The organism is Actinomycetospora flava (assembly GCF_037400335.1).
Taxonomy (GTDB): Bacteria; Actinomycetota; Actinomycetes; order Mycobacteriales; family Pseudonocardiaceae; genus Actinomycetospora; species Actinomycetospora flava.
On sequence record NZ_JBBEGM010000004.1, the window covers coordinates 142,773 to 167,001 of the forward strand.

The following is a 24,229-nucleotide window of genomic DNA, read 5'->3' on the forward strand; positions in this document are numbered from 1 at the left end:
CTTTTCTGACGTTCAACGCGAGCGTGGCCCCCACGCTGAAACACCCACGGCGATCAGAGCCGTCGCGAGACCGACGGCGCGGGAGAGGCGGACGGCGCGCGGGAGGTCTGCCACCTCCGGGGTGCGGCCGTCGCCGAGCACCGGGCGGTCCTGCACGCCGTAGGGGTAGACGGTCCGCCCGCCCAGGCGCAGGCCGAGCGCGCCCGCGAACGACGCCTCGACCGGGCCGGCGTTGGGGCTCGGGTGCGCCGGGGCGTCGCGGCGCCACGCCCGCCACGCGTCGCTCGGGCGCCCGCCGACCAGGGGCGCGCACGCCGCCGTGACCAGCGCCGACACGCGGGCCGGGACGACACCGGCGACGTCGTCGGCGCGCGCCGAGGCCCAGCCGAAGCGCTCGTACCGCGCCGAGCGGTGCCCCACCATCGCGTCGAGCGTGTTCACCGCGCGGTGCCCGAGCAGGCCGGGGATCCCCGCCACCGCGCCCCACACCAGCGGGGCGACGACGGCGTCGGCGGTGTTCTCGGCGATCGACTCGAGCGCCGCGCGCGCCAGGCCGTCGGGGTCGAGCGCCGACGGGTCGCGCCCGCACAGGTGCGGAAGCCGCGCGCGGACGGCGTCGACGTCGCCCGCCTGCAGCGACGCCGCCATCGCCGTGCCCTCGGCCGCGAGCGACGTGCCGCCGAGCACCGTCCAGGTCGCGGCGGCGGTCAGGAGGGTGCGCGCCGCCGGGTGCCGGGCGCGCTCGGCGAGCACCCCCACACCCACCGCCCCGCCGACGAGCACCGCGGCGTACGCCACCCCGGGACCCCGCCGGTCGGCCCACCAGCGCCGCTCGAGCGCCGCGGCCACCGACCCGAACGCGGCGACGGGGTGACCGCGGTGCGGGTCGCCGAGCACCGCGTCGGCGAGCGCCCCGAGCGCGAGGCCGGCGGCCCTCGCGAGCGGCACGTCCCGCCGGTGCCGACCCTTGTCGATCATGCGCACCGTGCCTCTCGCCGCGAGCACCCCGCGATGATCTCACCCGCGCCGTGACAGGGTGCTCGCCGTGGGTTTCAGCGACGAGCTCTGGGACGCGGGTGCCGGGATCTACGACCGGGTCCGCGCGCACCCGTTCCTCACCGGCCTGTCCGACGGCACGCTCCCGCACGGCGCGTTCCGGCACTTCGTCGTGCAGGACGCGCACTACCTGCGGGGATACGCCCGCGCGCTCGCCGTCCTCGCCGCGCGGGCGCCGACGGAGGCGGACACGGTGATGTTCAGCCAGCACGCCGCGGGCGCGATCGCGGCCGAGCAGGAGATGCACGCCGAGCTCGCCGACGCGCTCGGGCTCTCCACGGCCGACGCCGGGGTCGTGCCCGTCGCCCCCACCACCACCGCCTACACCAGCTACCTGCTCGCGACCTGCCACGGCGGGTCCTTCGCCGAGGGGCTCGGCGCGGTCCTGCCGTGCTACTGGATCTACGCCCGGGTCGGCGAGGCGCTGCTCGAGGGCTCCTCCCCCGACCCGCTCTACGCGCGCTGGATCGCGACGTACGGCGGCGAGGAGTTCCAGGCGGTCGTCGACGCGGTGCTGGCCGTGACCGACCGCGTCGGGCCGACGCTCGGCGACGTCGAGCGCGCGCGGGTCCGCGAGCACTACGTCACGACGTGCCGCTACGAGTGGATGTTCTGGGACGCCGCCTGGCGCCAGGAGGAGTGGCCGGTCTAGCTCGCGGGACGCCGCAGCACGAACCGCGTCTCGACGACGTGCGGCGCCGTCCCCGGCGCGCGACCGGGCGCGCTCGGCACGAGGGCACCCTGCGGGCCCGCGAGCGCGACCAGCTCCCAGCCCTGCTGACCCAGCCGGTTGAGCTGCTCGGCGTACACGCGCGCCCAGGCCACCCGGTAGGGCCGGTACTCCTCGAGGATCAGCTCGTCGGACGGGCCGATCGCGTAGATCTGCCACTCGGCGCTCGCCTCGCCCGCCGCGTCCTCGGAGAGCCCGACCGCAGAGATCTCCAGCGTCGCGTACTCCCAGGCGCCGGCCACGCGCCGACCCTAACGGCGCGTCAGGACGCCCGGCGACCGCGCCGGTGCGCCACCGGGGCGGCCGACGCCGTCGAGGCCGCCGGCGACCACGCCGCGGCCCGTGCGGCGCGCGAGGCCCGCGCCGTGCGCGCGGTCCGCGCCCGGCGCAGCGCCGAGGTGCGGCCCGTGGCCGGTCCGCCGCGGGCGCGCTCGGCGGCGGTGGGACCGAGGGTCGTCACGGTGCGGCCCGACCCGCTCGGCGGGGTGGCGCCCGGGGCGTCGCCGGTGAGCAGGAACCCGGCCCCCTTGGCCAGCAGGCCGCCCACGATGAGCGCGGGGCCCAGCACCCATCCGCCCGGTGTCCCGAGCGCGATGACGGCGATGCCGGCCCCGATCAGGACCAGGCCACCGAGGAGGAGGAGAGCGGACCGCACGAGAACTACGTTACGTGGTCGTCACGGGCCGGACAGTCGGCTGATCGGGGCAATCGACACCGCGTGGTGGCGGTGACGATCGCGCCACGGGGTCGTAGGGTGTGCCGATCTCGTCTGGGAGGGCACATGGAGTTCGCTGTCCGGTACGTCAACGGCCCCTTGCAGGGCGTCGGGTCGATCACCCAGCCCGACAGCGCCGGCGAGGAGCCGCCGCTGCTCCAGCGCATCCCGCTGCCCAGCAGCGAGCACGGCCTGCGGCGCACGGTCTCGGACATGGCCGGCGGCGGGCAGACCGCGATCTACGAGCGCACCGGCTACAACCAGCCCGCCGGCGAGTGGGAGTTCACGCTCGTGCGCGTGGAGTAGCCCGGACCAGCTCGGATGCTCGTGGTGGGCCGGGGTGATGGTCCAGAATCGGGTCGTGACCACGGATCCCGCCACCGCGACCGGTGTGCTGCGTCCCGCCGCCGCGCAGGACGCGGAGCGGGTCGCGGCGATCTTCGCCGGCTACGTCCTGCAGTCGATCGCGACCTTCGTCGAGGAACCGCCCTCCGACCAGTTCTGGCGCGAGCGCATCGTCTCCGCCGGTCCCACCCGCCCGTTCCTCGTCGCCGAGATCGACGGTGAGGTCGAGGGCTTCGCCTACGTCACGGCGTTCCGCCCCCACGCCGCCTACCGCTACACGGTCGAGGACTCGATCTACATCGCGCCGGAGGCCGCGGGGCGCGGTCTCGGGTCCCGGCTCCTGGCCGGGCTGCTCGACTCCCTGCGCGGCACCGAGATCCGGCAGGTCGTGGCCGTCATCGCGGCGTTGGCCGGCTCCCGCCACGACACCCCGTCGATCGTGCTGCACCGCCGCCTCGGATTCGTCGAGGTCGGGCGGATGCCGTCGGTGGGCTACAAGAACGGGCAGTGGGCCGACACGGTGCTCATGCAGGCCGACCTCCGCCCCGACGGCTGACCACACGGGCCCACCCCTGGACGACGACGGGCCGCCCCGCAGGATGCGGGACGGCCCGTACGTGAGCTGCGGGGGCCTCAGGCCTCGACGGCCACGGGCGCCGACCGGCTGACCCAGTGGCGCTGCGCGTGCCGGGCGAGGGCGCCGGCCACACCGAGTCCCGCTCCCGCACTCACGATCATGCCGAAGAACACTGCCGCCATGACGGCTCCTCCTCACCACCTGCACGCGCCGCGGCCGGCGACCGGGTCCGGATGACCCGACCGGTCCGCGAACGCTTGCGAACCGTGGGCGCTACCTGCACCCACAAGGAGAGACGCATCGGCCCCGGGGTGTGTTCCGTATCGATGAGCGGCCATCGCATGACCTCACTCACAGCAACGATGTGCGTTCACCGTGTGGGTCCCGAGCAGTTTCAGTAGTGTCCACAAGCAAGCAATTGTCAACGGGCGTTAACGACTTTCGGGTCGTTTCCGTCAAATCGGACGAACCGCGATCCCGTCGGGGGCGAGGGGAGAACGACCATGACGCAGACGGAAGCGGGTGACGGAGGCGGAGTGCCCGACGGCGTCACCGTCACCGACACCGCCACGATGAAGCGCGCCGTCGGCGCGGCGGCGGTCGGCAACATCACCGAGTGGTTCGACTTCGGCGTCTACGCCTACCTGGCGACCACCATCGAGGAGCAGTTCTTCCCGCCGGACGACCAGACGCTCGCCCAGATCGGCGTCTTCGCCGGGTTCGCGGTGTCGTTCCTGGTCAGACCCCTCGGCGGCCTGTTCTTCGGGCCGCTCGGCGACAAGATCGGACGCACGAAGGTCCTGTCGATCACCGTCATCATGATGGCCGTCGGCACGTTCCTGCTGGGCTTCATCCCGCCGTACTCGGCCATCGGCATCTGGGCGCCGATCCTGCTCGTCCTCTGCCGCGTGGTGCAGGGCTTCTCCACCGGCGGCGAGTACGCGGGCGCGATGACGTTCATCGCGGAGTACTCCCCCGACCGGCGACGCGGTTTCTTCGGCAGTTTCCTGGAATGCGGGACGTTCATCGGCTACGCGCTCGGCGCGACCGTCGCGACCGTCATCCCCCTGGTCTCCACCGAGGAGTTCGCCTCCACCTGGGCGTGGCGCATTCCGTTCTTCATCGCCCTGCCGCTGGGCATCGTCGGTGTCTATCTGCGCGTGAAGCTCGAGGAGACCCCGGCATTCCAGACATTGCTCTCGGAATCCGAGGAGCGCGAGGGCCAGCAGGCCTCCGCGGGGCTCAAGGAGCTGTTCGGGACCTACTGGCCCGCGATGCTCGCCGCGGGCGGTCTCGTCGTCGCCTGGAACGTGCCGAACTACATGCTCACCAGCTACATGCCCACCTATCTCGAGGACAACGTCACCCTCGTCGGCGGCACGGCCATCGACTCGACGACGTCCCAGTGGCTCCAGATCATCGTGCTGTGGGCCGCGGTCCTCGCCATCCCGTTCCTGGGCCGGCTGTCCGACCGCGTGGGCCGCAAGCCGATGCTGTGGACCGGGGCGATCGGCACGATCGTGCTCGCCGCACCGATGATCCTCCTGCTCAGCAGCGGGTCGGTGGCGCTGGTCGCGGTGGGACTCGCCGTGATGGCACTGCTGCTGATCCTGTTCTCGTCGACCTGCCCGTCGACGCTGCCGGCGCTGTTCCCGACCGAGATCCGGTACGGCGGGCTGGCGATCTCGTTCAACATCTTCGTGTCGGCCTTCGCCGGCACGACCTCGTTGATCATGACGGCGCTGGTGCCGACCACCGGGTGGGGCGGCTGGCCGGCGATCTACCTGATCCTGGCCGGGCTCGCGGGTGTCGCGGTGCTCGTCAAGCTCCGCGAGACGGCGGGCAAGCCGCTGCCGGGTTCCAACCCGGCCGTCTCGACCGAGCAGGAGGCCCGCGAGCTCGTGGCCTCGCGTCGCTGAGCCACGACGGTGGGTCTCCGGGTGTCGGCCCCCACGGATGACGGGCACGATGCGCTGGTGCCCGAGTCTTCTGAGGCCACACCCGGCCCCACCGTCTTCGTCCTGTTCGGCGCCACCGGCGACCTGGCCAAGCGCCTGGTGCTGCCGTCGTTCTTCCGCCTCGTGCAGGAGAAGCTCCTGCCCGACGACTGGCGTCTGATCGGCAACGGTCGCCGCACGAAGACCGACGACGAGTTCCGCGACGAGGTCCGCGAGGCCCTGGAGCAGTTCGGCGGTCTCAAGCCCGAGGACGGGCCGTGGGACGAGTTCGCCGCCGGGCTGCGCTTCGCCGGCGGCGGGTTCACCGCCGACGACCCCGGCGAGCTGCTGGACCGCATCGCCGAGGCCCGCGGCGAGATCGGGCAGGACGCCCAGCTCGTCCACTACCTCGGCCTGCCGCCGACCACGTTCGGCGACTACACGCGCGCGCTCGGGGCGCAGGGCCTGGCCGAGGGCTCGCGCGTCGTCTACGAGAAGCCGTTCGGCACGTCGCTGGAGAGCTTCCGCGAGCTCGACCGGGTCGTGCACGAGGTCCTCGACGAGTCGCAGGTCTTCCGCATCGACCACTTCCTCGGCAAGGAGGCCACCCAGGAGCTGCGCGCGCTGCGCTTCGCCAACGGGCTGTTCGGCAGCTCCTGGGACCGCCACCACGTCGCCGCCGTGGAGATCGACGTCCCCGAGACCCTCGACGTCGCCGACCGTGCCTCGTTCTACGACGCGACGGGCGCCGTGCTCGACATGCTCGTGACGCACCTGTTCCAGGTGGCCGCCGAGGTCGCCATGGACCCGCCGGCGACCTTCCGCGCGGACGACGTCGCCGCCGCCCGGGACGAGGCGGTCCGGCACTTCCGCCCACTGCAGCGCGACGAGGTCGTCCGCGGGCAGTTCGAGGGCTATCGCGACCTCGACCACGTCGCCGACGACTCCACCACCGAGACGTTCGTGGCCGCGCGCCTGTGGATCGACACCGACCGGTGGCGCGGGGTGCCGTTCCTGCTGCGCACCGGCAAGCGGATGGCCGAGAGCCACCAGAAGGTCAACCTGATCTTCCGCGACCCCGAGGACGGCCCCGTCGACGAGCGCGACCTGCCCGTCCGGGGCAACGTGCTGTGCTTCGACCTCGCCGGCGACGGCGCGCTCGCCCTGTCGATGAACGTCAAGACGCCCGGGGCGTCGTCGGACCTCGGCACCGCGTGGACCCAGATCCCCCTCGACACGCTCTCCGGCGGCGACCCGCTGCCGCCCTACGTGCGGCTGATCCACGACGTGCTCACCGGCGACCGTGCGCTGTTCACCCGCCCCGACGGCCTCGAGGACGTCTGGACGGCCGCGGCCGAGGTGCTCGACGACGACCGCGCGCCCGAGCCCTACGCGCCGGGCTCCTGGGGCCCCGAGTCGGCCCTGCGCCTCGCCGACCCCGTCGGCTGGGTCCTCCCCGGCTAGTGCATCACTCACATGGGGCGGACCTGGAGCAGGAGGTCGGGGTCGATCGCGAAGTAGCCCGCGAACGGGGCGGCCTGGGCGCAGAGCAGCGTCAGGGCCAGCGCCATCGCCGTCGCCAGCAGCGCCAGGGACACACCGGCGCGCCGCAGACGGTCGGCGTGGATGCAGCCCATGGCGGCGAGCGTCGTCAGCGCGACGAGGTAGAGCGCCGTCAGCCGCAGGGGATCGATCGCCGACCCGCTGAGCACGAGGCGGGTGCGCCGCGACTCCAGGGCCTGGTCGGCCGCCGTCACGAGGCGGTCCTGGGCCACCCGCTGCCCCTCGGTCTGCACCGGCAGCGACAGGACGAGCGACTGCACGGCGACGAGCCGGGCGGGCGCGACGGTCAGCGTGGCGTCGCCGCCGGCCATCTCGGGCCACTCCTCGGCCACGTACTGGTCGATCTGCTCGGCGAGCAGCCGCTGGACCTCCGGCCGCTGGGCCGGGAACGCCGCCATCAGGAGGTCGACGTCGCGCAGTGCGCTGGCCTCCCGGCTCACGGCCGCCGCGGCGTCGTCGCGGTCGGCCCACACGTCGGCGACGAGGAACCCGACGAGCAGACCGAAGATCAGGCCCAGCGGTGACAGCAGGCCCGGGCTCAGCGGCCCCAGCGACTCGCTGTGCCCCGCGCGGCGCGCGAGCCAGAGCCCGGCGAGGACCAGCGCCGCAGCCAGGTAGACCGCGGCGAACACCGTCACCACCAGCACCGGCAGCGGGGCCCGCCCCAACCACGCGACCATCACCGCAGACTAGGTGAGCGGACTTCGGGGCCACAGCCCCGAAGTCCGCTCACAGAGATGTCAGTGCTGCGGGCCCGGCTCGCCGGCGTACTCCGGGCCGGCGGCCTGGCGGTTGGCCGGGTCGCCGCCCTGGACGCCCTGGATCGCCCGCCACACCGTCTCCGGCGTCAGCGGCATGTCGACGTGCTTCACCCCGAGGTGCGAGAGCGCGTCGACGACCGCGTTGTGCACGGCCGGCGTTGAGCCGATCGTCCCCGACTCCCCGATGCCCTTGGCGCCGAGCGGGTTGAGCGGGGTCGGCGTCTCGGTGTTGGTGGCCTCGTAGGAGATGAGGTCCGCGGCCGAGGGGATGACGTACGAGGCGAGGTTGCCCGAGGTCGGGTTGCCGTCCTCGTCGTAGGTGACGCGCTCGTAGAGGGCCTGCGAGATGCCCTGCGCGATGCCGCCGTGCTGCTGCCCGGTGACGAGCATCGGGTTGAGGATGCGGCCGCAGTCGTCGACGGCGATGTGCCGGCGCAGCTTCACCATGCCGGTGTCGAGGTCGACGTCGACGACCGAGATGTGCGAGCCGAACGGGAAGCTCGACTGGCCCTGGGTGAAGTCGAGCTCCTCGAGCAGCTGCTTGCCGCCGACGCCCGGGTCGTAGCCCGTGCCGTCCTCGGACGCCGTCGCCACCTGGGCCCAGGACACCTGGGTGTCGGCGATGCCCTTGACCCCGAACCCGCCCGAGACGTGCTCGATGTCGTCGGGCGAGGCTTCCAGCATGTGCGCGGCGATCTCGCGGGCCCGCGACACGAGCTGCTCGGAGGCGGTCCAGATCGCGCTGCCGCCGGTCTGCAGCGAGCGGGAGCCGGCCGTGCCCGCCCCGCGCGCCACCAGCTCGGTGTCGGACTGGACGAGGCGGACCTTCTCCATCGGCACGTCGAGGATCTGCGACGCGATGTGGGTGAAGGCCGTCTCGTGGCCCTGGCCGTGGGCGCTGGTGCCCGCCTTGACGGTGAACGTGCCGTCGGGGTGGGCCTGCGCGGAGCCGAACTCCACGTCGAGGCCCAGCGGCGCGGTGACCTCGACGTAGGACGCGACGCCGATGCCCATCGCCTTGCGCGAGCCCTCGGAGCGCAGCTTCTGCTGCTCGGCGAGCAGGGCGTCGTAGCCCGCCGCCTGCTTGGCCGCGTCGAGCGCCTTGGCGTGCTCGGCGTTGTCGTACTGGGCCCCGGTGATGCTGGTCATCGGGAACTTGTCGGGCGCGAGGAAGTTCTTCCGCCGCATCTCCAGCGGGTCGACGCCGATCTCGTCGGCGGCGATGTCGATGATCCGCTCGAGCATCTGGGTGGCCTCGGGCCGCCCGGCGCCGCGGTAGGCACCGATCTGCGTCGTGTTGGTCGCGACGGCCTTCCACGTGAAGTCGATGGCCGGGATGTCGTAGACGCCCTGGGCCATGAGCTGGGTCAGGCTCGGCAGGATCGTGCCGAGGACCGGGTAGGCGCCGGCGTCACCGATGGCGGTGGCGCGCAGGCCGACGATCATCCCGTCCTTCTTGACGCCCATCTCGACGTACTGGACCTGGGCGCGCCCGTGGACCATCGAGAGCATGTTCTCGGAGCGGGTCTCGGTCCAGCGGACCGGCTTGCCGAGCGCCCGTGCCGCGGCGCCGACGATGCCCCACTCCTGGTAGGCGTGCATCTTCGGCCCGAACCCGCCGCCGACGCGCGGGGCGATGACGTGGACGTTCGCGCCGTCGACGCCGAGGTCGCCCGCGAGCGCGTCCCGGGCGCCGTGCGGGCCCTGGCTCGAGACGTACATCTTGATCTTCTCGGCCTCGCCGGGGATCGCCACGCAGGCGTTCGGCTCCATCGGCACGCCGGCGAGCTTCTGGTTGTAGAAGGTGTGCTTCACGACCGTGTCGGCCGAGTCGAAGATCCCCTCGACGGGGCCGGTGCCGTCGCCGGCGACGAGGTTCGAGCCCAGGTCGTCGAACAGCTTGGGGGCGTCGTCGGCGAGCGCGGCCTCGATGTCGGTGACCGCGGGCAGCGGCTCGATGTCGGCGAAGACGGTCTCCGACGCGTCGAGGGCCTGGCCGGCGGTCTCGGCGACGACGACCGCGACGATGTCGCCGACGAAGCGCACCTTGCCGCGCGCGAGCGCGGGGCGGTTCATCGCGTCCGGCACGACGCCGGGCAGGCCGGGCCGGTCGTTGACGTTCAGCTCACCGTCGACGTAGACCGCGACGACGCCCGGCATCGAGCGCGCCTCCGCGGCGTCGATGCTGGTGATCGTGCCGTGCGCGATCGGCGACCGGACGAAGACCGCATGGAGGGCGCCCTCCACCGGGAGGTCGCCGGTGTAGTCCTCCGCCCCCCGGATCAGTCCGTCGTCCTCGGTGCGCTTGACCGAGTTGCCGAAGATCGAGGTGGAACGGGTGGGGGTGATGGTCATTGCGGGGGTCCTCCAGTGGTGCCCGTGCCGAGAGGGTCAGAAGATCAGACCTTCGCCCGGACGTCGAGTCGGCATTCGGCCCACCGGAACCCGCCGGTCAAGCTGGACGTGAGCCCGGTCACCGACAACGATTGTGCACCATGGACTTCGCCGAGGCCCGCTCCGTCTTCTGCCGGCCGCGCACCGGGCCGGTCGCCGACCCCACCGCCGCCGCGACCCCGGCCCGCCGTCTGCGCGACGCCATCGAACCGCTCGCGATGGTGACGGTGTGGAGCGACCCGGCCGCCGAGGAGAGCGGCGCCGCCGGCCTGGACTTCCTCGGCGGCTACGTCGGCGGGCGGGCGTCGGTGCTCGGCGACGCCGAGGGCTCCGTGGTCGCCGCGGCCTTCGCGGTGTTCGAGCCCGGACTGGTCGGCGGGCTGTGGGACCAGGCGCGCGAGGCGTGCCCGGTCGCCGACCTGCGCGCGATGCGCGAACGCGCGGGCACCGCCGCCCTGCGCACCGTGCTGGCCGACGTCGGCGAGGCCGAGATCGACGCGGTCGTGGAGACGCTGCGGGTCGCCCTCGACCCCGCCGACGTCATCGGTCGCCCGCTCTACGCGGGGATGTCGACGCTGCCCTGGCCCGGCGAGGCCCACGGGCGCCTGTGGCACGCGACGACGCTGCTGCGCGAGCACCGCGGCGACTCCCACGTCGCCGCCTGCGTCGCCGCGGGGCTCGACGGCATCGAGGCCAACGTCCTCACCGAGCTCTGGGTCGGCTTCGAGCTGCTCGAGTACACCGCGACCCGCGGGTGGTCGCCCGAGGCGATGGACGTCGCGCTCGCGCGGCTGCGCGCCCGGGGCCTGCTCGACGGCGACGCCCTCACCACCGAGGGACGGCGCCTGCGCGACCGCGTCGAGGAGGCCACCGACCTCGCCCAGCAGCCGCTCGTGGACGCCCTCGGCGCGGACCTCGACCGCCTCGTCGACGCCCTGGGCACGTGGTCCGAGGCCGTCGTCGGTCACGGCTGGTTCCCGCCCGACCCGTACAAGCGCGCGGCGGGCTAGCTCTCCGGCACGTTCGCCTCGATCTCCCCCAGCCAGATCGTCGCCGACGAGTCCGAGGGGGCGCGCCAGTCACCGCGCGGCGAGAGGGACCCGCCCGCGACGACCTTCGGCCCGTTCGGCATCGCCGAGCGCTTGAACTGCGCGAACCCGAAGAACCGCTGCGCGAAGACCTGCAGCCAGCGGCGGATCTCGGCGAGGTCGTAGGCGGCGCGGTCGCCCTCGGGGTAGCCCGGGGGCCAGGTGCCCGCGTCGAGGTCGTGCCAGGCGTGCCACGACAGGAACGCGATGCGCGACGGCCGGAACCCGTGGCGCAGCACGTAGTACAGGGTGAAGTCCTGCAGGTCGTACGGCCCGATCTTCTGCTCGCTCGACTGGATCTCCTCGTCGGAGTCGGCCGGCACGAGCTCGGGGCTGATCTCGGTGTCGAGGACGTCGGCCAGCACCGTCGCGACGTCGTCGTCGAACTGCTCCGAGCTGATCACCCAGCGGATGAGGTGCTGGATCAGCGTCTTCGGGACGCCGGTGTTCACCGTGTAGTGCGACATCTGGTCGCCGACGCCGTACGTCGACCATCCGAGCGCCGCCTCGGAGAGGTCGCCGGTGCCCAGCACGATCCCGCCGCGCTGGTTGGCGGCGCGGAACAGGTAGTCGGTGCGCAGGCCGGCCTGGACGTTCTCGAACGTCACGTCGTACTGCGGCTCGCCCTGCGAGAACGGGTGCCCGAGGTTCTTCAGCATCAGCCGGGCGGTCTCGGTGATGTCGATCGTCTCGAAGGTGCACCCCAGCGCCTCGGCGAGGCGCTGCGCGTTCGACTTGGTCCGCTCGCCGGTGGCGAAGCCGGGCAGCGTGAAGGCGAGGATGTCCGAGCGCGGGCGCCCGGCGCGGTCCATCGCGCGGGCCGCCACGATGAGGGCGTGGGTGGAGTCGAGCCCGCCGGAGACGCCGATGACGATCTTCGGGCCGCCGATCGCCCGCAGGCGCTGCTCGAGCCCCGCGACCTGGATGTTGTAGGCCTCGTAGCAGTCCTGCTCGAGACGGGCGGGGTCCGCCGGCACGAACGGGAAGCGCTCGACCTCGCGGCGGAACCCGATGTCGCCGGCCGGCGGGACGAGGGTGAACGCCACGGTGCGGAAGTAGCGCCCGTGGCGCCGGCGATTGTCGTCGAACGTGCCCGTGCGCAGGCGCTCGGAGCGCAGCAGGCGCAGGTCGACGTCGGCGACGGCGTGGCGCTCGCCGGAGGGGAAGCGCTCGGTCTCGGCGAGCAGGACGCCGTTCTCGTGGATGCTCGTCTGGCCGTCCCACGAGACCTCGGTGGTCGACTCCCCCTCGCCGGCGGCGGCGTAGACGTACGCGGCCGAGCAGCGGGCCGACGCGGAGCGCGCCAGGAGCTGGCGGTCGTCGGCGCGCCCGACCGTGATCGGGCTGCCCGAGAGGTTCGCCAGCACCGTCGCCCCGGCCAGCGCCGCGTGGGCGCTCGGCGGGATCGGGACGAACATGTCCTCGCACACCTCGACGTGCAGGACGAGGCCGTCGACGTCCTCGGCCGCGAAGAGCAGGTCGGCGCCGAAGGGCACGTCGGCGCCGAGCAGGCGGATCGTGCCCTCCTCCCCCGCGCCGGCCGCGGCCTGGCGGGGCTCGTAGAACTCGCGGTAGTTGGGCAGGTAGCTCTTCGGGACGACGCCCAGCACCCGCCCCCGGTGCACGACGACCGCGCAGTTGTAGAGGCGGTGCCGGTGGCGCAGCGGCGCGCCGACCACGAGCACCGGGGTCAGGTCCCCCGACGCGGCGACCACGTCGGCCAGGGCGTCGACGACCGCGTCGAGGAGGGTGTCCTGCATCAGCAGGTCCTCGATCGAGTACCCGGACAGCGTCAGCTCGGGGAAGACGACGAGGCCGACCCCGTCCTCGTGGCACGCGCGGGCGACGGCCAGCAGCGAGGCCGCGTTGGCCGCCGGCTCGACGATCGTCGTGCGCAGCGTCGCGGCGGCCACGCGCACGAAGCCCTGGTGGTACACCGACGTGAAGGGCGGGGTGGGCATCTGCTGGCTTTCCTCCGGGCTTCGGCGACGCGGGCGAGCGTAGATCGCCCGCCCGGTCGCCGCCGGGAGGTCACACGGTGCTCGAGGGCGGGTCCTCCGGTGCCCGCGGCGTGGCCGACGCGGTCACCGGGGTCTCCTCGGGCACGAGCGCCCAGGCGGCCAGGTAGGCGATCAGACCCACGAGGTGCCCGAACACGGCCAGGAGTACCGCGACGACCCGCACGAGGTTCACGTCGACGCCGGTGCGGGCGGCGATGCCGCCGCAGACCCCGGCGATCCAGCGGTCGCCGACGCTGCGCCGGAAACCGAACGCGGGTCGCGTGGGGGTGGGGGTGTTCTCCGGTGTGCTCATGACGTCGAGCCTGCCGCCGGGCGGGTCCGGCGCCCTCCGGGTCGGCCCCGGGTTCGACCCTGGTCCGCACCCCGAGAGCGGGCAGGGCCAGGTACGCCCGGGACTCCAGTGACGGAACGTCACTTCTCGCCTCTTCGCTCGGGCGTAGTCATTCCTTCGGACTAGTGATCAGGGCTTGTGATGACTTAATGTGACCGCCACCACTGGACACCTGGTGGACCACCACGAAGTGCGGGCGCCCCGGCGACCCCGCGGGAAGGGGTCGGCCGTGCGCACGACCTATCGGGTTCTGGCCTGGATCCTCGCCGTCGAGGTGGTCGTCCAGGCGGCGGCGATCGCGTGGGCCCTGTTCGGCCTGTCCGCCTGGATCGAGGGCGGCGGGGTGCTGGACGCGGCCGCCATGCAGGCCGAGCCCCAGTTCGACGGCGTCGTCGGGTTCATGGTCCACGGGATGAACGGCACGATCATCGTGCCGGCGGTGGCCCTGCTCCTGCTCATCGTGTCCTTCTTCGCCAAGCTGACCCACGGCGTGGCGTACGCGGCCGCCCTGTTCCTCATGGTCGTGGCGCAGGTCCTGCTCGGGATGTTCGCGCACGCGCTGCCGTCGCTGGGCATGCTGCACGGGGCGCTGGCCCTGGCCATCCTCGTGGCCGCCGTGTTCTCGGCGCGCCTCACGCCCGCGACGCCGCGGACCGTCGAGCAGCCCACCGCCGCGGCCGTCTGAGCGGCGGGCCGAGCTGATGCTGCGGGCGCGGCGGCGGACCCGGCGCCGACTCGGGACCGGCGTGCGGCGCCGGACCCTGGTCGCCGTCGTCGCCGCGCTCGTGGTGATCGTGCCGATCGCCTGGATGTGGGTCGACAGCCTCGCGCCCGGGACGTACTCGGTCGAGGAGATGGGCACGCCCGAGTACGGCGGCGGCCCGGTCGGGATGGACCACTCCGGGGACATGGCCGAGATGCCCGGCATGGCCGGCACGGCCATGGGTCCCTCCGTCGACCAGCTCCGCGAACCCCCGGGGCCCGCGGACGTCGACGTCACGCTCGTCGCGCGGGCCGGGCGCGTCACGCTCCCGTCCGGCCGGGTGATCGACGGCTTCACGCTCAACGGCACGACCCCCGGCCCCGAGATCCGCGCCGAGCAGGGCCAGATGGTGCAGGTCCGCCTGGTCAACGAGAACGTCGCCGAGGGTGTGACCCTGCACTGGCACGGCTACGACGTGCCCGCCGGCGACGACGGCGTCGCCGGCGTGACCCAGGACGCCGTGGGCGTCGGCGGGTCCTTCGTCTACCGGTTCCGCGCCGACCAGGCCGGCACGTTCTGGTACCACTCGCACCAGGTCGCCGACCCGCAGGTCAAGGGCGGGCTGTTCGGCGCGCTCGTCGTCACCCCTCGCGCGGGACTCGGCGCCACGGCCGACACCACCGTCCTGACCCACATGTACGCGGGCCGCCGCACGATCAACGGCCTCGAGGGCGACGTCCCGGCCACCGGCGCCCCGGGCCAGCGGGTCCGGGTGCGCGTCGTCAACACCGACAACGGACCGGTCCAGATCTGGGTCGGCGGGGCGCCCTACCGCCTGGCCGCGATCGACGGCACCGACGTCAACGCCCCCACGCCCTCCACCGACTCGCTCGCGGTCACCGCGGGCGGGCGCGCCGACCTGGAGATCGACCTGCCCGCCGACGGCGCCGGGGTGCGCGTCGAGCTCGGCGGCGCGTCGGCCGTCACCTTCGGGCGGCCGCTGCCCCCGACCCCGCGCCCGGCCGGCGAGCTCGACCCGCTGCACTACGGCACGCCCGCGGCGCTGCCCTTCGACCCGGCCGCCGCGAACCGGACCTTCGACTACGCCATCGGCCGGCGCCTCGGGTTCCTCGACGGCACGCCCGGGCTCTGGTGGACCGTCAACGGCCGGATGTGGCCCGACGTGCCGATGTACGTGGTGCGCGAGGGCGACGTCGTCCGCATGCACATCGACAACGCGAGCGGCGAGCTGCACCCGATGCACCTCCACGGCCACCACGCGGTGGTGATCGCCCGCGACGGCGTCCCGGCCACCGGCAGCCCCTGGTGGACCGACAGCGTCGACGTCCAGGACGGGCACACCGTCGACATCGCCTTCGTGGCCGACAACCCCGGTGTGTGGATGGACCACTGCCACAACCTCGCCCATCCGGGCGAGGGCCTCGTCGCGCACCTCATGTACGAGGGCGTGACGACCCCCTACCGGGTGGGTGGCGACCCCCACAACGTCCCGGAGTGACGGCACCCTCGGAGCGCGGGGATACTCGCGGGTAACCGATGCGGTCCGACCCCCGAGGACCGCCGGAGGTGACCACCGTGCTCACAGCCGCCCCCGCTCCCTGGCTGCTGTCCCACGCCACCGCCTGCGCGGAGGCCGTGGCCACCGCGCTCGACCTGCTCGACGACGACGAGGTCGAGACGGTGCCCGACGCGACCGACGACGGCTTCACCCTGCGGCTGCACGCCGATCCGCCGCGCGCGGTCCGCGCGCTGCACTGGTCGGCCGTGGAGGGATGGCAGGTGACGACGGACCCCGCCCTGCGCCGCGCGCCGCGGTGGCGCCCGCTCGCGGTGCCCGCCGACGCCGAGCCGGTGGCCCTCTGCGAGGCGCTGCGCGGCTGACGCGTCCGTTTCGTCAGCCCTGTCCGGGTCCGGCGCGGGGCCGCGCCGGTGCGGGCCCCTCGTCCGCACCGGCGGTCCCGTCCTCGGAACGTACCGGGCGGTCCGGTCGTCGTGAAGGTCGACACCGCTCGCCACGGGCCTGCGTCACCCGGTCCGTACGCACAATGACGTACAGCGCTCGCCCGGTGTCCGGCCGTAGCGTCCCGAGCGACGTCTTCAGCCCGAGGACGGCACGGGAGGCGACATGCGCGACCGCACGTCGGACCGGCTGGTCCAGGAGCCGCGCATCAAGCGCATCGTGCGCCACCGTCCGCGCGGCGACGCGGAACCGGACCATCGTCCGCCCGAGGACCGTGACGTCGCCCCGTCACGCGGGCCCGTGGGCGACCGGCGCCCGGAGGACTGACCGGCACTCAGCGGTCGTGGCCGCGGGCCCGCCCGCGCGGACCGTGGTCCCGGTCCCCGTCGTTGCCGCCGCCGGCGCGCGCCTGCGCCCGCCAGCGCTCGAAGAAGCGCTCCCACTGCGCCGCCTGCCGCTGCGCGGCCGCGTCCCGTGAGTGCCGGGCCGTCGTCGACCGCGTGGACGACGCGACCTCCTCGACGTCGTCGGCGGTCGCCGTGCGCGTGCTGCGCGCGGGTGAGGACGTCGCCGGGCCGGACGGGATCACCGGCGGCGCGGCCACGGGGACGGGCATCGGCGCCGGCCGCACGGCGGTGTCCGGGGCCGCGACGGGCGTCGGGTCGGACGTGCCGGTGGCCGCGGCCACGATCCCGGCCGCGCCGAGCACCCCGACGAGCCCGGCGCCCACGGCGGCGGCCCGGCGCGTCGGCCGCGGGATCCGTGCGGCGCGCCGGCCTGGCCCGGTGGCGACCGGGGTGACGGCGCGGGTGGCGGGTCGCGCGGTGGCGGGGGCACCGACGGCACCGACGGCACCGGCACCCCGCCCCGCGAGCAGCAGCGGGCCGGTGCGGGCCTCGTCGGCGTGCGGGTCCAGCGTCGGCGGGCCCGCCGCGAGCAGGTCGGACCGCACAGCCGGGGCCGCGACGGCCGGGGCCGGCGCGCTCCCGGGCATCTCGTGGCCCGCCAGCATCCGGGCGGCGCGGGCCGTGTCGGGACGGCGGGCGGGGTCGTGGTCGAGCAGCGCGCGCAGCACCGGCGTGAGGTCGCCGGCGCGGCGGGCCGGGGCGACGACCCCGGTGGCGACGCGCGAGAGCACCTCGAGCGCGTTGCCGCCGTCGCCCGCGGGCGGGGCCCCCTCGAGCGCGGCGTAGAGCGTGGCGCCGAGCGAGAAGACGTCGGCGGCCGCGGTGGCCGTGCCGCCGCGGGCGAGCTCGGGCGCCATGTAGTGCGGGGTGCCGGCGACGAGCTGGTCGGCGGTGCCGGGCTCGGCGTCGACGACCGCGATGCCGAAGTCGGTGACGGTGACCGTGTCGCCGGCGCCGATCATGATGTTGGCGGGCTTGACGTCGCGGTGGACGATGCCGCGCTCGTGCATCGCGGCGAGGCCCTCGGCGATCTGGGCCCCGATGCCGGCGACCCGGGCCGGGGGCAGGGAGCCCTCGCGGTCCAGCAGGTCGGCGAGCGACGGGGCCGCGACGTACTCCATGACCAGGCAGACCTCGCCGTCGAGCTCGGTCATGTCGAAGATCGCGGCCAGGCGCGGGTGGTGCAGGCGGGCGGCGACGCGACCCTCGCGGTGGGCGCGGTCGCGGATCTGGCGGGCGCGCTGGGCGTCGAGCGCGCGGGCGCCGTGCAGGCGCTTGATGGCGACGTCGCGGTCGAGCAGCTCGTCGTGGGCCCGCCAGACGGAGCCCGAGCCGCCGCGTCCCACGGGGGCGATGAGGAGGTAGCGCCCGGACACCAGGCGACCGGGCTCGATGGTGGCCCGTCCGTCGCCGAGGGCGCTCGGCACCGAGGTCGGCGTCGACATGCCCCTCCCTTCTGCTCCGTGACCACCTATCGCGGGCCGTGACCGTTCCGTTACCGAAATCGGCACCGAATCGTCGCACCACCCGATCGGGTGGCCCGCATCCTCGCCCGCCGCCCGGACGGCCCCGCACCCGACCCGCCCGTCGCGCCGTGTGACGGCGGTCATCGGACGTCCGGTGCCCAGCGACACAGCGGTTCGGGGGTCCGTTCGCGCCGAGTGCTCGGTACCGTCGGTACCGCGTACTTCAGGTACCGACAGACCCGACCCGATGCTGGAGGACCCCTCGTGGCCATCTCGGACATCAAGGAGTTCACGCACCTGAGCGAGGCCGACGTCGCGGCCATCGGGCGTGAGTTCGACGCGATCCGCCGCGACGTCGAGGCGTCGCGCGGCGCGGACGACGCCGCCTACATCCGCGGCGTCATCAAGCTGCAGCGCCGGCTCGAGATCGGCGGGCGGGTGGCGCTCGTCGGCAGCGTCCTGCCCCCGCTGTGGCTCGCCGGCACCGCGGCCCTGGCCGCCTCCAAGATCATCGAGAACATGGAGATCGGCCACAACGTCATGCACGGCCAGTGGGACTGGATGAACGATCCGGAGATCCACTCGGCGACGTGGGAGTGGGACAACGTCTGCCCGGCCGAGCAGTGGAAGCACTCCCACAACTACCTGCACCACACGTATACGAACGTGATCGGCAAGGACAAGGACGTCGGGTACGAGATCCTCCGCGTCCGCTCCGACCAGCCGTGGCACCCCTACTACCTGGGCCAGCCGCTCTACAACGCGCTGCTGATGTTCCTGTTCCAGTGGGGCGTGGCACTGCACGACCTCGACATCGAGGGCGCGGCGAAGATGGACGCCGACCCCGAGGAGATGAAGGCGAAGCTGCGCCAGATCGGGCGCAAGGCGGGCAAGCAGGCGCTCAAGGACTACGTGTTCTTCCCCGCCCTGTCCGGTCCGTTCTTCCCGGCGACGATTGCGGCGAACGCGACGGCGAACCTCGTCCGCAACGTGTGGTCCTACGCGATCATCTTCTGCGGGCACTTCCCCGACGGGGCCGAGGTGTTCACCGAAGAGGAGCTGGACGGCGAGACGTGGGGCGAGTGGTACCTGCGCCAGCTCCTGGGCTCGGCGAACTTCACCGGCGGCAGGCTCATGCACCTCATGAGCGGCAACCTCGGCTACCAGATCGAGCACCACCTCTTCCCCGATCTGCCGTCGAACCGCTACCCGGAGATCGCGGAGAAGGTGCGCGACATCTGCGCCCGTTGGGACCTGCCCTACACGACCGGCCCGTTCCCGCAGCAGTTCTGGCAGTCCACGCGCTCGATCTGGAAGCTCTCGCTGCCGGTGGCGGGCGAGCTCAAGCGCTTCGTGGACCGCCTGGTCGGCCGGGAGAAGCCGGCCGACGTCCCGGCCCCCCGCGCGGCGGAGGAGACGGAGGAGCCGACGCCGACCCGCGCCGAGCAGCCCGTGGCCGCCTGACCATGTGAGCACTTTCCGGCGCCATAGCGTTGGAAAGTGCTCACATGGGCGACTAGGAGGACGGCGCGACGACGAGGAAGTCGTCGGGGAGCGGGCGGCCGTCGAGGTGCGCGTCGAGCATCTCGCGCACGCCCTCGGCGATCCGGTCCTGCGCCTCCAGCGTCATGCCCGAGCAGTGGATGGTCATGGCCTCGGAGCCCTCGGGCAGCGAGCGCCAGGGGTGGTCGGCGGGCGCCGGCTGGGGGTACCAGGTGTCCCCGGCGTAGCCCGCGAGGTGACCGGACTCGATCGCCTCGACCAGGGCGTCCCGGTCGACGATCGCCCCGCGCGCGGTGTTGACGAGCCAGGAGCCCGGCTTCATGGCCCGGATGCGCTCCGGGCCGAACAGTGCCTGGCTGCCCTCCATCAGCGGCAGCGCCAGGCAGATCACGTCGCTGCGCTCGACGAGGGTGTCGAGGCGCGCGTAGCGCACGCCCAGCGAGGCCTCCTCGCCGGCGGTGCGGCGGTGGTTGGCGTAGTACAGCATCTCGACGTCGAAGCCCTTGAGCCGCAGCGCGGTGCGGGCGCCGATCGCGCCGAGGCCGACGATCCCGACGGTCTTGCCCTCGAGGTCGTGCGACGGCGCGACGACCTTGGCGACGTCCCAGCCGCCGTTGCGGGCCTCGGTGTGGGCGGGGACGAAGTTGCGCACCAGCGCCAGGATCTGCAGCACGTTGTGCTCGGCGACGCTGACGACGTTCGAGCCGGTCACCTCGGCGACCGTGATGCCGGCCTGCTCCGCGGCCTCGGGGTCGGTGTGGTCGGAGCCGATGCCCGCGGTGATGACCAGCTTCAGGTTGGCCGCGTTCTTGATCCGGGACTCGTCGAGGTAGACCGGCCAGAACGGGGTCGTGATCAGCACCTCGGCGTCGGCGAGCTCGGCGTCGAGGCCCTCGCCGGTGTCGGTCGTGGTCACCAGCTCGTGGCCCCGCGAGGTGAGGTACTCCTGCAGGCCGAGCGCCTGGTCGGCACTGGCCGGGACCGGGTTCGCGGCGGCGTCGGACGGCGGGTAGGACACGTAGACGACCTTCATGCGGTCGGCTACCCGACCCCCGCCGCCCGGGACACCGGATGTGACGTCAGCCGGGGTGGGTCTCGCCGCCGGTCGGGGCGAGGACCTCGCCGCTGTAGTACGACGACAGCCGGTCGGACGCGAAGAACACGTAGGACGGCGCGATCTCGTCGGGGGTCGCGGGCCGGCCGATCGGGGCCTGCGCGCCGAACGAATCGACCTTCTCCTCGGGCATGGTCGCGGGGATCAGCGGCGTCCACACCGGGCCCGGGGCCACGCAGTTGACGCGGATGCCGCGCGGCAACAGCTGCTGGGACAGCGACATGGTGAGCGCGTGCACCGCGCCCTTGGCGGCGGAGTAGTCGAGCAGCGCCTTGTTGCCGCGCAGCCCGTTGACCGACCCGGTGTTGATGATCGCGGAGCCCTGGCCGAGGTGGGGCAGGGCGTCCTTGGTGATCCAGAAGAAGCTGGACACGTTCGTGGCGAACGTGCGGTCCCACTGCTCGTCGGAGAGCTCCTCGGGGCCGTCCACCGGCGTCTGCGTCGCGGCGTTGTTGACGAGCAGGTCGAGCCCGCCGAGCTCGTCCACCGCCCGCCCGACCATGCGGGCGCAGTGGTCGCGGTCGGCGATGTCGCCGGGCAGCAGCACGCAGCGGCGCCCGCGGGACTCGACCAGCTTCTGCGTGTGCGTCGCGTCGTCACCCTCGGAGAGGTAGCTGATCGCGACGTCGGCGCCCTCCTCGGCGAAGGCGACGGCGACGGCGCGCCCGATGCCGGAGTCGCCGCCGGTGATCAGCGCCTTGCGTCCGGCCAGGAGGTCGCGCCCGACGTAGCCGGTCATCTCGTCGTTCGGCTCGGGGTCCATCGCCCCGGTGCTGCCGGGGTAGGTCTGTTCCTGCGGGGGAGGCTGTTCGCTCATGCCCAGGCCTTGACGGCCCGGCCCGGGCGCGAAACGTGACGCGCCCGGGCCGGCCCCGGCTCAGCGCAGGCTCTGGATCCGGTCCAGGACCGTCTTGCGGTTCTTCGTGCGACGTTCGTAGGCGTCGACCTTGCCGAGGTCGGTCGCCGAGAGGCCGTCGAGCTTCCCGACGACGTCGCTCACGTTGAGGTCGTCGTAGTCCTTGATCGGCAGGTCGTCCTCCACCGAGACCGCGCCCTTGGCCTCGCCCTCGGCGGCCGCGACGCCGGGCACCGCGCGTGCCCGGTCGGCGGCGGCCCCGGCGGCTCCGCCGATGCCGGACCCGAGGCGCTGCAGCAGCGCCGGGAACGCCTCGGCGAGCTCACGGGTGAACTGCGCCTGCGCGCGGGCGAACGCCTGCACCCACTCGGCCGTGCGGTTGCCGGCGGCCTCCTCGGCCTCGGCGACGTTCTCGAGGAGCTCCTTGTAGGCGCGCAGCGACTCCTCGCCGCCCTCGCGGGCCCGACTCATGATCTGTTCGTTCAGACTCCGGACCTGTTCGACGACCTGCTCGACCCTGGGATTGCCCGCCATGGTTCCTCCTCGTGCCTCGCTGCACCGTTGCCTCTCGTTTCCCGGACAGCACACACCCCCAAACAGGGGAACGGGCCGGACGTCCGGACGCCGACGGGACACCGATGGGAAACCGTGTTTCACCCAGCGAAATCCGCGTGTGACGCGCCTCGCAACGACACCTACAGTGGTGGCCGCGGTAACAGCGGTGCGGGGAGGCGACCACCATGCGCAAGCCACGTCACGTCCGTCTGACCGAACCCCTGGTTCGTGAGGACGGCGAGCTCCGGCCGGCCACGTGGGACGAGGCGCTCGAACGCGCCGCCGCGGGCCTGCGCGGCGTCTCGCCCGACGCGTACGGGATGTTCAGCTGCTCGAAGGCCACCAACGAGATGAACTACGCCGCGCAGAAGTTCTCGCGGGTGGTGATGGGCAGCAACAACGTCGACAGCTGCAACCGCACTTGACACGCTCCCAGTGTCGTCGGTCTGACGACGGTGTTCGGTGCCGGCGGCGGCACCTCCGCGTACGTGGAGGCGGAACACGCCGACCTGCTCGTGCTGTGGGGCTCCAACGCGCGTGAGACCCACCCGATCTTCTTCCACCACGTCCTGCAGGGCCTGCGCAACGGCGCGCGGATGTACTCGGTCGACCCGCGCCACACCTCGACCGCCCACTGGGCCGACGCCTGGCTGGGCCTCGACGTCGGCACGGACATCGCCCTGGCCAACGCCATCGGCCGCGAGATCATCCACGCGGGCCTGGTGAACCGCGCGTTCGTCGACCGCTCGACCTCCGGGTTCGACGACTACGCGGCCACGGTCGAGCCCTACACCCTCGAGCGCGGCGAGGAGATCACCGGCGTCCCCGCCGCCACGATCCGCGAGCTCGCGCACGCCTACGCGCGGGCCGACCGCGCCCAGATCTGCTGGACGCTGGGCATCACCGAGCACCACAACGCCGCCGACTACGTCTTCGCGCTGATCAACCTCGCGCTGCTCACCGGGCACGTCGGACGCTACGGCTCGGGGCTGGTCCCCCTGCGCGGCCAGAACAACGTGCAGGGCGGCGGCGACATGGGCTCGATCCCCGCCAAGCTGCCCGGCGGCTACGACCTCGGCGACGACGAGGCCCGCCACCGCTTCGAGACGGCCTGGTCGACGCCCGGGCACCCGGTGACGCTGGATGCCCGGCCGGGCATGCACCTCTCGCAGATGTTCGAGGCGATGGAGCGCGGCGAGCTGCGCGCGCTCTACTGCATCGGCGAGAACCCGGCCGAGTCGGAGGCGAACGCGACCCACGCGCGCCACATGCTCGAGGGCCTCGACTGCCTGATCGTGCAGGACATCTTCCGCACGGCCACCGCCGAGCTCGCCGACGTCGTGTTCCCGGCGACGGCCGACTGGTGCGAGTACGAGGGCACGGTCACCAACTCCGAGCGGCGCGTCCAGCGCGTGCGCAAGGCGATCGACCCGCCGGGGCAGGCACGGCCGGACACCCACATCATCTACGCGCTGGCCACCGCGCTCGGGCACGACTGGGGCGAGCCCACGGCCGAGGAGGTCTGGGACGAGCTGCGCTCGGTGTCGCTGAACTGGCACGCCGGCATGAGCTACGCCCGGCTCGACGAGCTCGGCGGCATCCAGTGGCCCTGCCCGTCGCTGGACCACCCGGGCACGCCGCTCATGCACGCCCGGCTCTGGGCCGACGACCCCGCCGACCGCGGCCGCCCCGCGCCGTTCACGCCGGTGGAGCACGTCGCGCCCGTCGACGCCCTCGACGACGACTTCCCGATCCGCCTGACCACCGTGCGGGTGCTCGACGCCTACAACTCCGGGGTGCAGACCGCGGGCTACTCCTCGCCGCTGCGTCGCCGCGAGTCGCTGCGCATCGACGTGCGGGACGCCGAGCGTCTCGGCATCGCCGACGGCGAGCGGGTGCGGGTGGTGTCGCGGCGCGGGTCGGTCGAGGCGCCGATCGCCGTGGACCCGTCGCTGCGCCCGGGCCTCGCGTCGTTCACGCCGCACTTCACCGAGGAGGTCGACGTCAACGTCCTGACCAACGACGCCTGGGACCCGAAGTCGGGGACCTCGGAGTTCAAGGCCACCGCCGTGCGCGTGGAGAAGATCGAGGCGAGCCGCCCGCTGCCGGTGGCAGGAAGCTGACGG

At 73.4% G+C, this 24,229-nt stretch carries 24 protein-coding genes; 12 read left to right on the plus strand and 12 right to left on the minus strand.

Annotated features, from left to right (window positions below):
* Nucleotides 1–12: 12 nt before the first annotated feature.
* Complete coding sequence (locus WCD58_RS12400) at nt 13–978, minus strand: cobalamin biosynthesis protein (protein ID WP_337703186.1); 966 nt, start codon at nt 976–978, stop codon at nt 13–15.
* A 67-nt stretch (nt 979–1,045) separates the two neighbouring features.
* Here WCD58_RS12400 and tenA point away from each other — a divergent pair, with 67 nt between their 5' ends.
* The gene (gene tenA, locus WCD58_RS12405) at nt 1,046–1,708 is read left to right on the plus strand and encodes a thiaminase II (protein ID WP_337703189.1); all 663 of its coding nucleotides are present in this window, start codon (nt 1,046–1,048) and stop codon (nt 1,706–1,708) included.
* Here tenA and WCD58_RS12410 read toward each other — a convergent pair.
* A complete protein-coding gene (locus tag WCD58_RS12410; protein WP_337703191.1) occupies nt 1,705–2,028 on the minus strand; it encodes a hypothetical protein in 324 nt (107 codons plus the stop codon). The two genes, tenA and WCD58_RS12410, sit on opposite strands and share 4 nt — an antisense overlap.
* A gap of 20 nt (nt 2,029–2,048) precedes the next feature.
* Nucleotides 2,049–2,441, minus strand: a complete 393-nt coding sequence (locus tag WCD58_RS12415) for a hypothetical protein (RefSeq protein WP_337703193.1) — start codon at nt 2,439–2,441, stop codon at nt 2,049–2,051.
* A 126-nt stretch (nt 2,442–2,567) separates the two neighbouring features.
* Between WCD58_RS12415 and WCD58_RS12420 the strand changes: the two genes are divergently transcribed.
* The gene (locus WCD58_RS12420) at nt 2,568–2,807 is read left to right on the plus strand and encodes a hypothetical protein (protein ID WP_337703194.1); all 240 of its coding nucleotides are present in this window, start codon (nt 2,568–2,570) and stop codon (nt 2,805–2,807) included.
* A gap of 55 nt (nt 2,808–2,862) precedes the next feature.
* Nucleotides 2,863–3,402 (plus strand): GNAT family N-acetyltransferase, encoded by a 540-nt coding sequence (locus tag WCD58_RS12425; RefSeq protein ID WP_337703196.1) that lies wholly within the window; start codon nt 2,863–2,865, stop codon nt 3,400–3,402.
* A 77-nt stretch (nt 3,403–3,479) separates the two neighbouring features.
* On the opposite strand, the gene WCD58_RS12430 is transcribed toward WCD58_RS12425, so the two are convergent.
* Nucleotides 3,480–3,605 carry a hypothetical protein gene (locus tag WCD58_RS12430; protein WP_337703198.1) on the minus strand — a complete coding sequence of 42 codons (126 nt, stop codon included), beginning with the start codon at nt 3,603–3,605 and terminating at the stop codon, nt 3,480–3,482.
* 321 nt (nt 3,606–3,926) lie between these two features.
* Here WCD58_RS12430 and WCD58_RS12435 point away from each other — a divergent pair, with 321 nt between their 5' ends.
* Together WCD58_RS12435 and WCD58_RS12440 are read left to right on the plus strand one after the other, a co-directional pair.
* The gene (locus WCD58_RS12435; RefSeq protein ID WP_337703199.1) at nt 3,927–5,342 is read left to right on the plus strand and encodes an MFS transporter; all 1,416 of its coding nucleotides are present in this window, start codon (nt 3,927–3,929) and stop codon (nt 5,340–5,342) included.
* A 57-nt stretch (nt 5,343–5,399) separates the two neighbouring features.
* A complete protein-coding gene (locus WCD58_RS12440; protein ID WP_337703201.1) occupies nt 5,400–6,824 on the plus strand; it encodes a glucose-6-phosphate dehydrogenase in 1,425 nt (474 codons plus the stop codon).
* 8 nt (nt 6,825–6,832) lie between these two features.
* Here WCD58_RS12440 and WCD58_RS12445 read toward each other — a convergent pair whose 3' ends face one another.
* Complete coding sequence (locus WCD58_RS12445; RefSeq protein WP_337703203.1) at nt 6,833–7,603, minus strand: bestrophin-like domain; 771 nt, start codon at nt 7,601–7,603, stop codon at nt 6,833–6,835.
* A 60-nt stretch (nt 7,604–7,663) separates the two neighbouring features.
* Entirely contained in the window at nt 7,664–10,039 is a 2,376-nt protein-coding gene (locus tag WCD58_RS12450; RefSeq protein WP_337703205.1) for a xanthine dehydrogenase family protein molybdopterin-binding subunit, read from the minus strand.
* A gap of 140 nt (nt 10,040–10,179) precedes the next feature.
* On the opposite strand from WCD58_RS12450, the gene WCD58_RS12455 reads away from it, so the two are divergent.
* Nucleotides 10,180–11,088 (plus strand): SCO6745 family protein, encoded by a 909-nt coding sequence (locus WCD58_RS12455; protein ID WP_337703207.1) that lies wholly within the window; start codon nt 10,180–10,182, stop codon nt 11,086–11,088.
* On the opposite strand, the gene WCD58_RS12460 is transcribed toward WCD58_RS12455, so the two are convergent.
* Nucleotides 11,085–13,127, minus strand: a complete 2,043-nt coding sequence (locus tag WCD58_RS12460; RefSeq protein WP_337703209.1) for an NAD(+) synthase — start codon at nt 13,125–13,127, stop codon at nt 11,085–11,087. The two genes, WCD58_RS12455 and WCD58_RS12460, sit on opposite strands and share 4 nt — an antisense overlap.
* Nucleotides 13,128–13,197: 70 nt before the next feature.
* Nucleotides 13,198–13,479 (minus strand): PspC domain-containing protein, encoded by a 282-nt coding sequence (locus WCD58_RS12465; RefSeq protein ID WP_337703211.1) that lies wholly within the window; start codon nt 13,477–13,479, stop codon nt 13,198–13,200.
* 268 nt (nt 13,480–13,747) lie between these two features.
* Between WCD58_RS12465 and WCD58_RS12470 the strand changes: the two genes are divergently transcribed.
* The 4 genes from WCD58_RS12470 to WCD58_RS12485 all read left to right on the plus strand — a co-directional run bounded on the left by WCD58_RS12470 (nt 13,748) and on the right by WCD58_RS12485 (nt 16,529).
* Complete coding sequence (locus tag WCD58_RS12470; RefSeq protein WP_337703213.1) at nt 13,748–14,203, plus strand: hypothetical protein; 456 nt, start codon at nt 13,748–13,750, stop codon at nt 14,201–14,203.
* A gap of 61 nt (nt 14,204–14,264) precedes the next feature.
* The gene (locus WCD58_RS12475; protein ID WP_337703215.1) at nt 14,265–15,740 is read left to right on the plus strand and encodes a multicopper oxidase family protein; all 1,476 of its coding nucleotides are present in this window, start codon (nt 14,265–14,267) and stop codon (nt 15,738–15,740) included.
* A gap of 77 nt (nt 15,741–15,817) precedes the next feature.
* Nucleotides 15,818–16,123, plus strand: coding sequence for a hypothetical protein (locus tag WCD58_RS12480; RefSeq protein WP_337703217.1), 306 nt, complete (start codon nt 15,818–15,820; stop codon nt 16,121–16,123).
* A 244-nt stretch (nt 16,124–16,367) separates the two neighbouring features.
* The gene (locus tag WCD58_RS12485) at nt 16,368–16,529 is read left to right on the plus strand and encodes a hypothetical protein (RefSeq protein ID WP_337703219.1); all 162 of its coding nucleotides are present in this window, start codon (nt 16,368–16,370) and stop codon (nt 16,527–16,529) included.
* 7 nt (nt 16,530–16,536) lie between these two features.
* Here WCD58_RS12485 and WCD58_RS12490 read toward each other — a convergent pair whose 3' ends face one another.
* The gene (locus WCD58_RS12490) at nt 16,537–18,054 is read right to left on the minus strand and encodes a serine/threonine-protein kinase (protein WP_337703221.1); all 1,518 of its coding nucleotides are present in this window, start codon (nt 18,052–18,054) and stop codon (nt 16,537–16,539) included.
* Nucleotides 18,055–18,339: 285 nt separating this feature from the next.
* Between WCD58_RS12490 and WCD58_RS12495 the strand changes: the two genes are divergently transcribed.
* Nucleotides 18,340–19,539, plus strand: coding sequence for a fatty acid desaturase family protein (locus WCD58_RS12495; RefSeq protein ID WP_337703223.1), 1,200 nt, complete (start codon nt 18,340–18,342; stop codon nt 19,537–19,539).
* Nucleotides 19,540–19,591: 52 nt separating this feature from the next.
* On the opposite strand, the gene WCD58_RS12500 is transcribed toward WCD58_RS12495, so the two are convergent.
* The 3 genes from WCD58_RS12500 to WCD58_RS12510 are packed head-to-tail and all read right to left on the minus strand — an operon-like array spanning nt 19,592 to nt 22,019.
* On the minus strand, nt 19,592–20,611 hold the full coding sequence (locus tag WCD58_RS12500; protein WP_337703225.1) for an NAD-dependent formate dehydrogenase: 1,020 nt from the start codon (nt 20,609–20,611) through the stop codon (nt 19,592–19,594).
* Nucleotides 20,612–20,657: 46 nt separating this feature from the next.
* On the minus strand, nt 20,658–21,509 hold the full coding sequence (locus WCD58_RS12505) for an SDR family oxidoreductase (protein ID WP_337703227.1): 852 nt from the start codon (nt 21,507–21,509) through the stop codon (nt 20,658–20,660).
* Nucleotides 21,510–21,569: 60 nt separating this feature from the next.
* Nucleotides 21,570–22,019 carry a hypothetical protein gene (locus WCD58_RS12510; RefSeq protein ID WP_337703229.1) on the minus strand — a complete coding sequence of 150 codons (450 nt, stop codon included), beginning with the start codon at nt 22,017–22,019 and terminating at the stop codon, nt 21,570–21,572.
* Nucleotides 22,020–22,288: 269 nt separating this feature from the next.
* Here WCD58_RS12510 and WCD58_RS12515 point away from each other — a divergent pair, with 269 nt between their 5' ends.
* Entirely contained in the window at nt 22,289–24,226 is a 1,938-nt protein-coding gene (locus WCD58_RS12515; protein WP_337703231.1) for a molybdopterin oxidoreductase family protein, read from the plus strand.
* Nucleotides 24,227–24,229: the final 3 nt, after the last annotated feature.